The following is a 15,327-nucleotide window of genomic DNA, read 5'->3' as shown; positions in this document are numbered from 1 at the left end:
TTTCGCGTGCCTTGCCGCTTTTCTCGCTTCGGTGATTGCGGTGCAGTAGATGTACGCCGAACATGCTGCTTGTTTGATTGCTTCATCGTCATCTACCCTCCTTTTTCGCTCCGAGCACCATCGCCCGTTGCAACAGTTGCTGCAGACGGTCGTGTGCATCGGTAACATATAAATAACCTAATAACGCTTCAAACCCGGTCGCATAGCCGTATGTCTGCACATCTGTATACTTTGGTACAGTATGTGATTTTGCATTGCGCCCTCGCCGCACAATTTGCTTTTCTTCATCCGTCAACACGTCTTCCGCTTCTAATGCCCGTAAAATCGCCGCTTGTGCCTTCGCTGACACATACGTCGTCGCCTCCTGGTGCAATCGGTTCGGGCGCACCTTTCCTTGCGTAAGCAACGTATAACGTACGTGCTTCTCAAATACTGCATCACCCATATAAGCGAGCGCGAGCCCGTTTAACTGACGGAGTTCTCGCTGACTCATGTTGTGTCTCCTCGCTTCCACCGCACACCTTGAGGGGTATCTTCCAAAATAATATGCTTTTCCTTCAATTGATCACGAATCTCGTCTGCACGCTGGAAGTCACGCTGCTTACGTGCCTCGTTTCGCTCTGCAATCAATGCTTCTACTTCATCATCTAACAAAGTGGCTGTGCTTTGCAACGATAATCCTAACACTGTACTTATTTCGTCAAAAAGTGACAAGAATGCTTGCAACACGATTGTTGATGTTTGTTGCTCACGAGCATACACATTTGCTTCTTTTGCCAAGTCAAATAAGACACTGATCCCATTCGCACTATTAAAGTCATCATCCATCTCAGCAATAAATTGTTTCTTATACCCTTCAATCTTCTCCAACCATGGGCCTGTCATACCTGCATCGGCCGTCTGTGCGAGACGATGCACTAGACTCGCCACCGCTGTTCGGATTCGTTCTAACCCTGCCTTCGCGCTCACAAGCAGCTCGTCACTAAAATTAATTGGCGTACGATAATGGGCACTCAACATAAAGAAGCGAATTACTTCTGGATCGTGCCGCGCCATTAAATCACGTGCCAATACAAAGTTCCCAAGCGACTTTGACATCTTCTCATTGTCGATATTGACAAAGCCGTTATGCAACCAGTAGTTCGCGATTGTTTTACCTGTCAATGCTTCCGATTGGGCAATTTCATTTTCATGGTGCGGGAATGTTAAATCTTTCCCACCGGCATGAATGTCAATTGTTTCTCCTAATGTCTTTTTAATCATCGCCGAACATTCAATGTGCCAACCCGGTCGCCCTTCTCCCCATGGACTAGACCAAGAGATCTCCCCTTGTTTAGCAGCTTTCCATAAAACAAAATCAAGCGGGTCCTCTTTATTCTCATCCACCTCAATCCGTGTGCCACTACGCAAATCATCTAGTGATTGTCCTGACAACTTGCCGTATTCACGAAAACGACGTGTCCGGTAGTACACATCTCCACCCGCTTCATAAGCAAAACCTTTGTCAACAAGCGCCACGATAAACGCGATAATGTCATCCATCGTCTCTGTCACCCGCGGATGCGCATTTGCTGGCTGTACCCCTAAAGCTTTGACATCTTCTTCGTAAGCAGCGATAAAACGTTCCGCCACTTCACCGACGTCTTCTCCTGCCTCTTGGGCAGCACGAATAATTTTATCATCGACATCCGTAAAATTCGTAACAAATATCACTTCATACCCACGATAAGCAAGGTAACGCCTCACCATGTCATATACGATCGGTGGCCTAGCATTACCGATATGAATGTAGTTATATACAGTCGGTCCGCAGCAATACATCCGTACTTTTCCTTCTTCGATCGGCTTAAACATTTCCTTTTTTCTTGTTAAACTGTTGAATACTTTTATCATATGTCCCCACGCCCTTTCTCTGCTTTACCCGCATCATTTGCTCTCACTGCTAACGCCGACCGCAACTGGGTACACTCTTCTCTTAACCGCTCCAACTCGCGCTCCACTTCACGCATCGTATCCGCAACCGGGTCAGGCAACGCATGATGATCAAGTGCATGTGCAGACGCCACTTTCTTCCCATGCTGAGCGACAATTCTTCCGGGAATGCCCACCACTGTAGAGTGAGGTGGCACTTCTTTTAATACAACGGAACCTGCGCCAATTCTAGCATGCTCTCCAATGGTAAAAGACCCTAATACTTTCGCACCACTGGCAATGAGGGCGCCATCTTTCACGGTCGGGTGACGCTTGCCTTTCTCCTTCCCTGTCCCCCCGAGTGTCACTCCTTGAAAGATCGTCACATTATTACCAATTTCACATGTTTCACCAATGACAACCCCCATACCGTGGTCAATGAACACACGCTGACCAATGGTCGCCCCAGGATGAATTTCAATACCAGTAAAGAAACGAACGAGCTGCGACAACAATCGAGCGAGGAAGCGCAACTTCCATTTCCATAAACGGTGGGCAATCCGATGGCCCCAAATGGCGTGCACACCTGAATACGTAAAAATAACTTCTATTCGATTGCGGGCAGCTGGGTCTTGCTCAAAGACAACATCAATGTCATTTAATAACGTTCGCATAAATCCCATGCTTTCCCTCCATTCTAACGAAAAACGCCTCTGCACCAATATACGTATCGGTACAGAGGCGTAGTCACACACGGTTCCACTCTGCTTCCTGTACCCATTTCTTCCAGTTTCCTGAGTACAGCTTTTGTCAAGTAACGGTGACGACCGCTTTTTTCTACTTCATTCGAAAAAAGACTCCAGGGGGCATTTCAACAAGCATTCCTTTAGTTGCTTCCAGCCATAGGCAACCTTCTCTAGTAAAGAAATCGACTCGTCTACTTGTCCCTTTCAACGCTTTTTGCTTTATGATATGTTCTATTCACTCGCAATGTGCAACCGTGTTAGCACGGTTTCTTTGCCAAGCAATTCAATTGTGTCACCAAGTTCAGGTCCATGGGTGACACCACTAACGGCAACCCTAATTGGCATAAACAATTTCTTCCCCTTTTGTCCCGTTGCTTTTTGTGTTGCTTTGATCGCTTTTTTTATCTCTGGTGCCGTAAACGACTCAACTTCCTGCAAGGCAGCCGCAAACCCCTTTAACACTTCACTTACTTGTTCTTCTGCAAGTACAGTGCGTGCTTCTTCATCGTAAGTGATTTCTGTTTGGAAAAAGATCGTTGTCAAATCGACAATTTCTGCCCCATACTGCATTTGCTCTTGATACAAACCAATCAAGCGACGCACCCACGCAAGCTGCGCGTCATTTCCATCACGATTGATGCGCCTGCTTTTCACTAAATGTGGCAATGCAAGATCAACAACTGTATCTAAGTCAGCGGCTTTCATGTACTGATTGTTCATCCACGCAAGTTTATCCGTATCAAATACCGCTGGCGCTTTAGACACACGGTCAAATGAAAATTGTTCTCCCAGTGATGCGAGCGAGAAAATCTCTTCTTCTCCAACCGGAGACCAGCCGAGCAACGCCAAGAAGTTCACGAGCGCCTCAGGCATATACCCTTGTGATTGATACTGTTCAACAAACTGCATCAATGACTCATCCCGCTTACTCATTTTTTGCCGGTCCGCATTTAAAATGAGCGACGCGTGCGCAAACGTCGGCACATCCCAGCCAAATGCTTCATACAGTAAAATTTGCCGCGGTGTATTCGATAAATGCTCCTCACCGCGGATGACGTGCGAGATTTTCATTAAATAGTCATCCACCACAACAGCAAAATTATACATGGGCACACCGTCACGACGGGCAATGACAAAGTCGCCAATGCCGTCGGTCTCAAACGACACTTCCCCGCGAACACTGTCGGTAAACGTGATCGTTTGTCCCGCCGGCACGCGAAAGCGTACAACCGGCTTTAACCCTTTGGCTTCATATACCGCACGCTCATCTGCTGTTAAATCGCGGTCTCTACCACTATATTTCGGCATTTCTCCACGCGCTTTTTGAGCCTCGCGTTCTGCTTCCAACTCTTCTTCCGTCATATAACAGTAATAAGCTTTGTTTTCTGCAAGCAGTATGTCGATATGTTTTTTATACGTGTCTAAACGTGCCATTGAACGATACGGACCATAGCCACCATCCTTGTCGGGACCTTCATCCCAATCAAGACCAAGCCACCTTAAACTCTCCATTAACTTTTCAGTCGCAGCATCAATGTTCCGCGCCTGATCTGTATCTTCTATTCTAAGAATGAATGTACCACCTGTACGTTTTGCCAGTAAATAATTAAATAACGCCGACCGCGCACCACCTATATGTAAATGCCCTGTCGGACTCGGCGCAAATCTTACGCGTACTTCTTTAGTCATCGTTTCCGCTCCCCGTCTTCCATCATTGTCCCCTTATCATACCACGTTCTCGCGTAGACAACAAAGGGGTATGCTTGACTTACAGCGTGTCACTTCTTACAAGCAAAATAACCGCTTGACACGCCATGCCTTCTTTACGCCCAACAAATCCAAGCTTCTCTGTCGTCGTTGCCTTCACACCAACGTTCGTGATGTCTGTTTCAAGCAATGTAGCAATTTGTGCCCGCATCGCGTCGATATATGGCGCAAGTTTTGGCGCTTGTGCCATCACTGTACAATCAACATTGCCGAGCTCATACCCTGACGCGCGCACCATCTGCCACACATGGCGCAACAACATTTTTGAATCGGCATCTTTATAAGCTGGGTCATCATCTGGGAAATGCTTCCCTAAGTCCCCTGCCCCCAGTGCGCCGAGTGCCGCGTCCGTAATTGTATGTAATAATACATCGGCATCAGAATGTCCAAGTAAACCGAACTCATACGGAATCGTGATTCCGCCTAAAATGAGCGGGCGTCCCTCCACAAGCTGATGGACATCAAAGCCTTGACCAATTCTAATCATCATTGTGACCTCTTTCTGTTAATATCGCTTCAGCAACCTTCACGTCTGCCGGTGTTGTGACTTTCATGTTTAGATCATCACTCGGAACAATCGCCACCTCACGTCCGAGGCGCTCCACTAAACTCGCATCATCTGTGCCTACATAACAGGCAGCACGCGCTTCGTCGTGCGCTTGCCGAATGAGTGGAAGCTGGAAAGCTTGCGGTGTTTGTGCAGCCCACAACGGCGCGCGCTCAATTGTCTCTTCAATCACACCACTTTTCACACGCTTAATCGTATCTTTCACCGGTACAGCAGCGATGGCTGCGCCTGTCTCCACGGCAGCATTGACCAAACCTCGCAATACGGCTTGCCTTGTAAATGGGCGTGCGCCATCATGAATGAGCACGAGCGCTGTCTTTGCCACTTGCAGCCCAGCATACACACTATCTTGGCGCTCTGCACCGCCCGTAATGATACACTGCACACGCGGGACATCATACTGCTCTACAAGTGCAGCAAGCTGTTCTCTTTCCTCCTCACGAGCAACGATAATCATATTTGCACATGCTTCGTCACGTGCAAATAAACGTAATGTATGGATGATCATCGGCACCCCTGCCAACGTCAATAATTGCTTATTAAAGCCAAGCCCTAGCCGCTTTCCCTGTCCAGCAGCGAGGACAATGGCTGTGTATGTATGCATGATGGATTCTCCTTGTTTTTCATTGCTAGCTTCTATCTTAACATGAGAAGAGACCGAGAGAAAGCACATGAAACTGACAAACACTAAACAAAACATTAAAAGATTCAACCGGTCTGCTCCAAATCCATTCTTTTGTTCGATAGCGGGATGTTAATCATAGAATGGATGACCATAACCTATAATGAAAATGAGAGATATATTTCATCGTAGGAGGCGATATTTTGTTACCCACTGACCTTAGCCCACTTTGGCTGTTTGTGTTCGTCTTTCTCATCTCGGCGATTTATACGACTGTCGAACGCTCCCTCCACAAGGGGGAGAAGATCACCTTTAAAGCCGAATGGCTTGTACCATTACTCGTGATCCCGTTCACAATTGCGGCTTGTTATATTGTAATGATATTTTTTACTGTTCCTTGGTTTGTGCTTACCGCATGGCCGATTTTACTGATCATGCTTGCGATTGGTTTGGGGAGGCTGATTCCGAAGTTGGTGTTTTATCTTTGCTCGTTGACCACTCAACAGTAAGCAGACCCACCACATAGAGCCCTTAAACTGAGCAGTAGGTCTGGTCTTGCTCAGACTTCGTCATACATCAGTTGCAATACCACACTTCTCAATTCTTTTACACTCACCCCTCTGTATTCTTACTATGAGCTTCAATCACACCAACCATTTCCGAAAAATGGTATTGATGATTGACAACATCGACGACAAAGTCCTCCGCTTTCTTGGCGTCCATGCGAAATCGAAAGCCATTGTACGCAAGAAATTGAACGAGCGATACAAACGCTGTCCGCTTATTACCGTTATAAAATGGATGATTGCCCACCAAAGATTCAAAGAGTGCGCCAGCTTTCTCAAAAATTCCCTCATAAGCATCTTCACCAAACGCAGACTGCTTCGGGCGATGGATCGCTGATTGCAGCAATTCAGGAGACTTCACACCCGATTGTTCATTTGGACTATACTTCTCCATGATAAATAAATGAATCGCAATGACCTCTTGTTCCGTTAAATAACGCATTAGCGATCAACCAAACCCTTGATGGTTTCGTCATACTCTGCAACGGTTTTTTGTAGCACGTCAAAGAAATCAGCACTTAATCCTGTTGGTCGCTGGATTTTTTCGCTCTTGCGCAAAACCACAGTACCATCTGAATGTTTTTCAATTGAAATGTGATCCCCTGGCGCAATGTTAAGGTGTTCTAACACATCTGGCGGAAACGTCATTCCGATACTGCTACCAATTTTCGTTACTTTTCTTTCCATCTCTTTCACCACCATTTGTTTTCCTCCTTCCAGTATATGCAAAGAACCTAAACATTATAATTGTAATAATAATTATACGTGTGTCTCTCAATAAAAACAAGATCACTTCTCACGCGCAGTCAAGTGTGATGACACACGCTTACTTGCATTCGATCCAAAAGTTGTCGAACACTTTCTACTGACGCTCAATCTTCACATCTGTTACACTGCTCTTATATCCGTTCATTTGGAGGGAAACATATGTGCAAACAGCGATTCATTCCCAGGACGTCACGACGATGAATGCAAAAAGGCTCGTTCTACTCATTATCACCAGTGCACTGGCCACCGGCTTCATCGGCTATGTCATTTTTATGTACTTACTCAAAGTCATACCACTGAATTGACCGCCTTGAAAATTTCGTCCCAAACGACTAGAAACCCTCTCGCCCACGCGAAAGGGTTTTTCAAGTCAATCATTTTTTCACAACGCTTCTTCCAACGACGCCGGCTTGGCAAAGATCATCCGTCCTGCGCTCGTTTGCAACACACTCGTCACAACAACTGCGATCTTTTTGTGCATAAACTCACGTCCGCCTTCAACAACGATCATTGTGCCGTCATCTAAATAAGCAACGCCTTGATGATGTTCTTTCCCATCTTTAATGACGAGCACTTGCAATTGTTCACCTGGTAACACCACTGGCTTCACTGCATTAGCAAGGTCATTGATGTTAAGCACTTGCACACCTTGCAAATCACATACTTTATTCAAATTAAAGTCGTTTGTCACAACCATCCCTGAAGTCAGTTTCGCTAGCTTCACCAGTTTACTATCCACTTCTTGAATCTCTTCAAAGTCACCATCGTAGATTTCCACATCAATAGGCAGTTCTTTTTGGATTTTGTTTAAAATGTCTAGCCCACGTCGTCCGCGATTTCGTCTGAGTGAGTCGGATGAATCTGCGATGTGTTGCAATTCTTCCAACACAAAGCCGGGTATGACAAGTGTCCCTTCGAGAAAACCAGTTTGACAAATATCAGCAATACGTCCATCAATGATGACACTTGTATCTAAAATCTTCAGTTGCTTACCACTATGTTTGTATCCGAGATCTTCTTTCTTTTTTTCTTTCCCTTTTAAAGAACGCACTGTTAGGACCAACTGCATTAACTCGTCTCTCTTTTTAAAACCGATTTGAAAACCAAGATAGCCCATGAGAATCGTTAAAAAGATTGGCACAACATTGCTAACGAACTCCCAACCCAATTGTGTGAGCGGGGATCCTAGTAAATGACCTGTAATTAAACCGACTGTCAATCCTAATGAACCAGACAATACATCGACAATCGGAGCCTTCACAACCGTTTCCTCTATCAGACGAAAGAAATTAACAATAAGATCAGACACAAAAATGGATACAGCATATAACACAAACGCACCTAGTGTCGCACCGACATACGGCTCAAACAACCAGTCTGGTCCATTCACCGACATCATTTGAAACAGCTCGGGGATAAACAAAAACCCTAATGTCGCACCGGCAACAACAAAAAAGATCCGGACAATCCACTTAAGCATCACGTACACCTCCTCTTCCTCACTATTATAGACAACGTTTCTGAAATCCAACCTAGTAACCTTCATTTTATAGCAGAAAAATATGCGATGGGCATCGCCTGTTACGACAGGACTTCCAGAATGAGTACAATGACAGGGAATGCGCCTCTTTTAAATATGTCGATCCACAAATAATTGCTCTTGAATACGGTTTAGTCCGTCGCGAATCATTTTTGCTCGTGCCGCACCAATACCTTCAACATCATCTAATTGCTCCGTCGTAGCCACCATAATATGTGCCAGGTGTTCATACTCATCAATGACATTTTCTATGATCTGTGCGGGCAAACGTGGAATCCTATTTAATACACGGTAACCACGCGGTGAAATGTCTTGTTCTTGCAGATTCGTTTGTCGACCATAACCGAGTGCTTTCATAATTGCAGGCTCGTCCAGCAAATCTTCATTTAGCAGTGTCGTTAAATCTTCTAATGTCTTGTGGACATCTTGTGTACGCTCTTTTACATAATCCTTTAACAAATAAAGCGCCTCTTGTTCTGTGTTTGAAACAAGTTCCTTTAATTGCATGGTAATGAGCCGACCTTCATCACCCAGCTCCAAAATATAGTTTTGAATTTCACGCTTGATTCGGAGTACCATTTGAATACGATGAATAATTTGTACAACATCGCTAAACGTCACCAATTGCTCAAACTCCAGTGCACCTAAATTCGTAATTCCTTGATCAAGCACCGCTTTATACTTTTCTAACGTTTGGATGGCTTGGTTTGCTTTCGTTAAAATGACCCCAATGTCTTTTAGTGCATAACGATAATCGCCTTGGTAAAGGGTAATCACATTTCGGCGTTGAGAAATTGAAATTGTTAAATTGCCTGTTTGCTTTGCCACACGTTCAGCTGAACGATGTCGGATTCCAGTCTCATTGGATTCTATATTATTGTTTGGCACAAGCTGTGTGTTGGCATACAAAATCCGTTTGCCATCCTCACTTAAAATAATTGCCCCATCCATTTTCGCCAGTTCATATAAATAAGCTGGAGAAAAGTCACTGTTAATAAAGAAACCCCCGTCCACAATATTCATCATCTCATTATTGTACCCGAGTACAATTAACCCACCTGTGTTTGCCCTAAGTACATTATCAATCCCAGCGCGAAGTGGTGTGCCAGGCGCGACAAGCTTCAATAAGTTTTGGATAAATATTGTTTTCCGCTCTTCCATATAACCTACCTCCCTAATGCGACAGCTAGTGCTGTCTCTAGCGTAGCCACACCAATGACTTCAATGCTTCTTGGTACTGTATAGCCGCCGATATTTTTTTCTGGAATTAAAATTCGATTGAAACCGAGTTTGGCTGCTTCTTGAATCCGTTGTTCAATCCGAGACACACGTCGAATCTCTCCAGTCAATCCGACCTCACCAACAGCAACATCTAACGGGCTCACCACACGATCGCGAAAACTCGATGCAATGCTTAAACAAACAGCCAAATCAATGGCCGGCTCGTCTAACTTCACACCCCCCGCGACTTTTAAATAAGCATCTTGGTTTTGCAGTAACATACCAAGACGTTTCTCCAATACAGCCATTAAAAGCGACACCCGGTGATGGTCAAGTCCCGTCGCCATACGACGTGGGTTTCCGAATCCCATCGGTGCAATCAGCGCTTGTAATTCTACTAAAACGGGTCGCGTTCCTTCCATTGAAGCCACAACAACGGAGCCAGCTGCACCTTCCGAACGCTCAGCTAAAAAAATTTCCGAAGGGTTTTTTACTTCTTCTAACCCTAACTCTTTCATTTCAAAAATGCCCATCTCATTGGTCGAACCAAACCGGTTCTTTACTGCCCGCAAAATGCGATACGTATGATGGCGTTCCCCTTCAAAATATAAAACAGAGTCAACCATGTGCTCTAACAACCTTGGACCAGCAATGGCACCTTGCTTTGTCACGTGACCTACAATAAAAATGGCGATCCCACGTGTTTTAGCCATCCGCATAAACGCAGCTGTACATTCGCGTACTTGCGCCACACTCCCTGGTGCGGATGTGATCTCATCTCGATAAACCGTTTGAATTGAATCAATGACCACAAGTGTGGGACTCACTTCATCTAATGCCTGCTCAATGCGTGTCACATCTGTCTCCGCTAACACATACAGTTCATTTGACGAGAGACCTAAACGATCGGCCCGTAATTTTGTTTGTTTGACCGATTCTTCACCAGAAATGTATAGCACACGTGCTTTTCGCTCGGCTAATTTTGCCGACAGCTGTAATAAGAGCGTCGACTTTCCAATCCCAGGATCACCGCCAACGAGCACAAGCGATCCTGGCACAATGCCGCCACCAAGCACACGGTCTAGTTCGACCATCATTGTTGAAATACGAGCCTCTTTTTCCCTTTCAACAGCAGTAATAGGTTGGGCTTTTTGTACTGTATGTTGTGAGGTGACATAACTACGATGGTTTTTTGATGGGGCCTGTATTTCTTCCACCATTGTATTCCAACTCATACAGCCAGGGCATTTCCCTAACCATTTTGGGGTTTCATAACCACAATCTTGACATGAGAAGGTTGTTTTTACTTTTGCCATCTTCCAGTCCCTCGCTTCCCTTTGAATTTCAATGTATATCGGGCATGCGTAGCTACACTGGAAGTCCATTCACCAATTTTTGTCTATCACGCAGCAACACATCGCTCTATATAAATGTACAGTTTTCTCCATTTCCTCTAGTGTACCAGAAAATTGGTTTTAAAAAAAAGAAGCTGCCTACAAAGTAAGGCAACTTCTTAGCAGGCGTACCGCACATGTCGTCTATACGCTCGTTTTTTCCATCATTTTCACTGCTAACTTGTCGTCTTCTACATAAATGAGCGCTTTTTGTCCTTTTATAATCGTGCCCTTTAACAATTCTTCTGACAAGCGGTCCTCAACTTCACGCTGCAATGCACGACGGAGTGGACGGGCACCATAATCTGCATCAAAACCAAGCTCGACAATTTTGTCCTTCGCCTCATCTGTCAGGTCAAAGTCAATGCCCTGCTCTCGCAAGCGGGTCCGCAATGTCTCGGTCATCATCTCCATAATTTCCCTCACATGTTTCTTCTCGAGCGAATGGAATACAATGATCTCATCAATCCGGTTTAAAAACTCTGGACGGAAACTGTTTTTCAACTCTGTCATGACGCGGTCTTTCATATCTTTATATTCGCGTCCTTCTGTTTCTGTTGTAAAACCGAGGTATTTATTGCGCTTCAGTTGTGATGCCCCTACGTTTGAAGTCATAATGACAACCGTGTTGCGGAAATCAACGGTGCGCCCCTTGGAATCCGTCAGACGCCCATCTTCCAATACTTGTAACAACATATTAAAGACATCTGGATGGGCTTTTTCAATCTCATCTAACAAAATGACCGAATATGGCTTCCGACGAATTTTCTCCGTCAGTTGCCCACCTTCTTCGTGCCCGACATAACCGGGTGGCGAACCAACAAGACGACTCGTTGCATGCTTCTCCATATACTCAGACATGTCGACGCGCACAACCGCATCTTCATCACCAAACAGCGTTTCTGCCACCGCACGCGCAAGCTCTGTCTTTCCAACGCCTGTAGGACCAAGGAAAATAAAGGAGCCAATTGGTCGTTTCGGATCTTTTAAACCTGCACGGGCACGGCGTACTGCTTTAGAAATAGATTTTACTGCTTCCTCTTGCCCGACAACACGGTCATGTAAGATGGACTCCATCCGTAGTAATCGCTCTGTTTCTTCTTCAGCAAGCTTAGAGACAGGGATTCCCGTCCAGCTCGCCACAACTTGAGCAATATCATCTGGCACAACCTCGGTGTTCTCTTGACCTTTCTTTTTCTTCCATTCATTCTTCATTTCGTCTAACTCTTCTCGCAACCGTTGTTCCGAGTCTCGCAACGACGCCGCTTTCTCAAATTCTTGGCTTTGCACAGACGCATCTTTTTCTTTTCGTGTTTCTTCTAGCTTCAATTCGAGTTCCTTTAAATTTGGCGGCGCTGTGTAAGAACGCAGTCTCACTTTCGACGCAGCTTCATCAACAAGGTCAATCGCTTTATCTGGTAAAAAGCGGTCTGAAATGTAGCGGTCTGATAGTTTCACCGCCTCTTCAATGGCTTCGTCTGTAATTGTGACACGGTGGTGCGCCTCGTAGCGGTCACGCAACCCATGCAAAATCTGGATGGACTCATCTACAGTCGGCTCAGCTACTTGGATCGGTTGGAAACGTCGCTCAAGCGCCGCGTCTTTTTCAATATAACGACGATACTCATCAATTGTTGTTGCCCCAATACATTGCAACTCCCCACGCGCAAGAGACGGTTTTAAAATGTTGGAGGCATCAATTGCGCCTTCCGCACCACCTGCACCAATCAACGTGTGTAACTCATCAATGAATAAAATGACGTTTCCTGCTTGCCGAATCTCTTCCATCACTTTTTTCAAGCGATCCTCAAACTCACCGCGATACTTTGTACCAGCGACAACTGTCCCCATGTCGAGTGTCATCACCCGCTTGTTCCGTAATGTTTCTGGTACTTCATTTGCCACAATCGCTTGTGCCAGCCCTTCCGCAATGGCTGTTTTTCCGACACCAGGCTCACCGATTAGCACAGGGTTATTTTTGGTTCTGCGACTGAGCACTTGAATGACACGCTCAATTTCTTTGCTACGACCAATGACTGGATCGAGCGTTTCTTCACGCGCTGTCGCCGTTAAGTCACGTGCCAATCCGTCCAGTGTCGGTGTGTTCGCATTCGTTGCCACGCCGTTTGATTGTGAAGAAGAACCGCCTTCATTACTACCAAGTAGTTGCAGCACTTGCTGACGCGCTTTATTCAAGCTTACACCCAAATTATTTAATACGCGTGCAGCCACCCCTTCTCCTTCGCGAATGAGTCCTAATAAAATATGCTCTGTTCCAACGTAAGAATGACCAAGTTTACGTGCTTCATCCATTGAAAGCTCTGTGACTTTTTTTGCTCTCGGCGTATAATGAGCTGTTCCACCCGCAGTTTGCTTTGATTCCTGCCCCTTGCCGACGAGCGCCTCTACTTCACGCTGCAGTTTCTCAGAGCCAAGACCTAATTGTTGTAACGCTTTTGCAGCAATGCCATCTCCTTCACGGATAAGACCTAATAAAATATGCTCTGTTCCAACGTTAGAATGATTTAAACGTACCGCTTCTTCTTGTGATAACGCTAATACCTTTTGTGCACGTTCTGTAAATCGTCCAAACATCATTTCTACCACCCCCACAGTTTTTTAAGAAAGTTTTAACCGTTCACGAATAAGCGTAGCGCGTTTTTCATCTCTTTGCTCTGGTGTAAGCACCATCTGTGCATATTGCTGTAAAAATCCAGGTTGCGTTAAAATGACAAGTTCATTCAACATGTCAAGTGATATACGATCAATTAAACCTAAAGACACACCTAGACGCACATCCGACAAGCGACGAGTCGCCTCTTTTGAATCAATCATATAACTATGCGTCAAAATGCCTAGAGAACGCATCACCCTGTCTGACAACTTCAACTGTGAATGTTGCCAAAGTGCCTCCCGTGCTTCACGTTCTTGTTTAATTAATTGCTTTACAACACCTTGTAAGTCTGTGATCATATCACTTTCTGTTTTTCCTAGCGTCAGTTGATTCGATATTTGAAAGAGGTTACCTAAAGCTTCGCTACCCTCCCCGTAAATTCCTCTAACAACAAGACCAAATCGGTTAATTGCCGGCAAAATTTGTTGTAAATGCTGTGTCATCGCGAGCGCCGGTAAATGAACCATCACAGACGCACGCAATCCCGTACCAACGTTTGTAGGGCAACTTGTTAAATAGCCATATTGCTCATCAAAGGCGTACGTCATATGCGATTCTAGCCAGTCGTCCATTGCATTTGCTGCCTGAAAACTTTGTTCCAGAGAAAAACCAGGTGACATGCATTGAATACGCAAGTGGTCTTCTTCATTGACCATCACACTCAACGATTCATCTGCACTTAAAAGGACGAGACCATGATGGGACCGTTCCGCCAAATGTGGACTAATGAGATGTTTTTCAACAAGCATACGCTTCTCATTTGCTTCAAGCTCATCCATTGCAATGATCTGTGCCCCTGTCAATGTCCCTTCTTCGCTCGTTTGAAACACTTCTTGTACGTGCTTCACTACAGCAGCAGCCTCTTCCTCCGAGGCAAGTAAAGGGAACGAATAGTCTTGAATATTGCGTGCTAATCGAATACGGCTACTTAGCACAATGTCATCATCGGTGCCTGCCACTTTCATCCACGGGCTAAGTGCATGTGCTAAAAATCGCTCTACACTCATGATGACTCCTCCTCTCGCGCCTGTTCCATTTGAAGCGTTAATTGTTTAATTTCATCACGCACACGCGCCGCTTCTTCAAATTCTTCACGTGCCACAAGGCTTGCAAGGTGCGTGCGCAATCCAGTAATTTCACGTTCAATTTGCAATGACTTCCCAATGCGGCGCGGAATCTTGCCTTGATGCCGTTCATTTCCAGTCTGCACGCGTTTAAACACAGCTGGCAATTTATCAGCAAACGCTTCATAGCAACGAGCACAACCAAATCGACCGACATTACGAAATTGATCATAACTCATGCCGCACTGTCTGCACGCTGTTTTTGTCTGGAATTGTCTACGCTCCGCTTGGTTGCTTCCTTCCGAATGAAATAAATCGGAAAATAAATGATGAACGGAGAAATGATCCCCTCCGAGCAATCCATCTCCTTTCCCTTGGGCGCATTGCTCACATAAATGTATTTCCGTCTTTTCCCCTTGAATCACCTTTTTAAAATGTAATGTCGCTTGTCGCTCTTGACATTCTTGACACATCATATCGCTCGCC

Annotated in this window: 16 protein-coding genes and 1 other annotated feature; of the genes, 2 read left to right on the top strand and 14 right to left on the bottom strand. The window is 45.3% G+C overall.

Annotation, left to right across the window (positions count from 1 at the left end; genetic code table 11):
* Positions 1-88 precede the first annotated feature (88 nt).
* The 6 genes from BLT29_RS10170 to ispD all read right to left on the bottom strand — a co-directional run bounded on the left by BLT29_RS10170 (position 89) and on the right by ispD (position 5,596).
* Positions 89-493 (bottom strand): Mini-ribonuclease 3, encoded by a 405-nt coding sequence (locus BLT29_RS10170; protein WP_090776218.1) that lies wholly within the window; start codon positions 491-493, stop codon positions 89-91.
* Positions 490-1,893, bottom strand: a complete 1,404-nt coding sequence (gene cysS / locus BLT29_RS10165) for a cysteine--tRNA ligase (RefSeq protein WP_090776217.1) — start codon at positions 1,891-1,893, stop codon at positions 490-492. Before cysS ends, BLT29_RS10170 begins: the two co-directional genes overlap by 4 nt.
* On the bottom strand, positions 1,890-2,594 hold the full coding sequence (gene cysE, locus BLT29_RS10160; RefSeq protein ID WP_090776216.1) for a serine O-acetyltransferase: 705 nt from the start codon (positions 2,592-2,594) through the stop codon (positions 1,890-1,892). Before cysE ends, cysS begins: the two co-directional genes overlap by 4 nt.
* A gap of 51 nt (positions 2,595-2,645) precedes the next feature.
* Positions 2,646-2,874: a binding site (T-box leader), on the bottom strand.
* Between the two features lie 14 nt (positions 2,875-2,888).
* Complete coding sequence (gltX, locus tag BLT29_RS10155) at positions 2,889-4,346, bottom strand: glutamate--tRNA ligase (protein WP_090776215.1); 1,458 nt, start codon at positions 4,344-4,346, stop codon at positions 2,889-2,891.
* A gap of 79 nt (positions 4,347-4,425) precedes the next feature.
* A complete protein-coding gene (gene ispF / locus BLT29_RS10150) occupies positions 4,426-4,911 on the bottom strand; it encodes a 2-C-methyl-D-erythritol 2,4-cyclodiphosphate synthase (protein WP_090776214.1) in 486 nt (161 codons plus the stop codon).
* Positions 4,904-5,596 carry a 2-C-methyl-D-erythritol 4-phosphate cytidylyltransferase gene (gene ispD / locus BLT29_RS10145; protein WP_090776213.1) on the bottom strand — a complete coding sequence of 231 codons (693 nt, stop codon included), beginning with the start codon at positions 5,594-5,596 and terminating at the stop codon, positions 4,904-4,906. The genes ispF and ispD overlap by 8 nt, the downstream gene beginning before the upstream one ends.
* A 221-nt stretch (positions 5,597-5,817) precedes the next feature.
* On the opposite strand from ispD, the gene BLT29_RS10140 reads away from it, so the two are divergent.
* Positions 5,818-6,123 carry a hypothetical protein gene (locus BLT29_RS10140; RefSeq protein WP_090776212.1) on the top strand — a complete coding sequence of 102 codons (306 nt, stop codon included), beginning with the start codon at positions 5,818-5,820 and terminating at the stop codon, positions 6,121-6,123.
* A gap of 103 nt (positions 6,124-6,226) precedes the next feature.
* Here BLT29_RS10140 and BLT29_RS10135 read toward each other — a convergent pair whose 3' ends face one another.
* On the bottom strand, positions 6,227-6,622 hold the full coding sequence (locus BLT29_RS10135) for a type II toxin-antitoxin system death-on-curing family toxin (RefSeq protein WP_090776211.1): 396 nt from the start codon (positions 6,620-6,622) through the stop codon (positions 6,227-6,229).
* Complete coding sequence (locus tag BLT29_RS10130) at positions 6,622-6,882, bottom strand: AbrB/MazE/SpoVT family DNA-binding domain-containing protein (protein WP_245701223.1); 261 nt, start codon at positions 6,880-6,882, stop codon at positions 6,622-6,624. Before BLT29_RS10130 ends, BLT29_RS10135 begins: the two co-directional genes overlap by 1 nt.
* Before the next feature lie 227 nt (positions 6,883-7,109).
* On the opposite strand from BLT29_RS10130, the gene BLT29_RS13395 reads away from it, so the two are divergent.
* Complete coding sequence (locus tag BLT29_RS13395; RefSeq protein ID WP_176763889.1) at positions 7,110-7,253, top strand: hypothetical protein; 144 nt, start codon at positions 7,110-7,112, stop codon at positions 7,251-7,253.
* Positions 7,254-7,330: 77 nt separating this feature from the next.
* Here the strand turns inward: BLT29_RS13395 and BLT29_RS10125 are convergent, their stop codons facing one another.
* The 6 genes from BLT29_RS10125 to mcsA form a co-directional block, all read right to left on the bottom strand.
* Positions 7,331-8,428, bottom strand: coding sequence for a PIN/TRAM domain-containing protein (locus tag BLT29_RS10125; RefSeq protein WP_090776210.1), 1,098 nt, complete (start codon positions 8,426-8,428; stop codon positions 7,331-7,333).
* A 150-nt stretch (positions 8,429-8,578) separates the two neighbouring features.
* Positions 8,579-9,649 (bottom strand): DNA integrity scanning diadenylate cyclase DisA, encoded by a 1,071-nt coding sequence (disA, locus tag BLT29_RS10120; RefSeq protein WP_090776209.1) that lies wholly within the window; start codon positions 9,647-9,649, stop codon positions 8,579-8,581.
* 5 nt (positions 9,650-9,654) lie between these two features.
* The gene (radA, locus tag BLT29_RS10115; RefSeq protein WP_090776208.1) at positions 9,655-11,025 is read right to left on the bottom strand and encodes a DNA repair protein RadA; all 1,371 of its coding nucleotides are present in this window, start codon (positions 11,023-11,025) and stop codon (positions 9,655-9,657) included.
* Positions 11,026-11,247: 222 nt separating this feature from the next.
* Entirely contained in the window at positions 11,248-13,701 is a 2,454-nt protein-coding gene (locus BLT29_RS10110; protein WP_090776207.1) for an ATP-dependent Clp protease ATP-binding subunit, read from the bottom strand.
* A gap of 21 nt (positions 13,702-13,722) precedes the next feature.
* Positions 13,723-14,784 carry a protein-arginine kinase McsB gene (mcsB, locus tag BLT29_RS10105; RefSeq protein WP_090776206.1) on the bottom strand — a complete coding sequence of 354 codons (1,062 nt, stop codon included), beginning with the start codon at positions 14,782-14,784 and terminating at the stop codon, positions 13,723-13,725.
* Complete coding sequence (mcsA, locus tag BLT29_RS10100; RefSeq protein ID WP_090776205.1) at positions 14,781-15,317, bottom strand: protein-arginine kinase activator protein McsA; 537 nt, start codon at positions 15,315-15,317, stop codon at positions 14,781-14,783. The genes mcsB and mcsA overlap by 4 nt, the downstream gene beginning before the upstream one ends.
* Positions 15,318-15,327: the final 10 nt, after the last annotated feature.

The organism is Shouchella lonarensis (assembly GCF_900096965.1).
In the GTDB taxonomy this organism is placed as follows: Bacteria; Bacillota; Bacilli; order Bacillales; family Bacillaceae_D; genus Shouchella; species Shouchella lonarensis.
The sequence above is the reverse complement of the archived record's forward strand: the minus strand, read 5'-3'. Positions and strand labels throughout refer to the sequence as shown.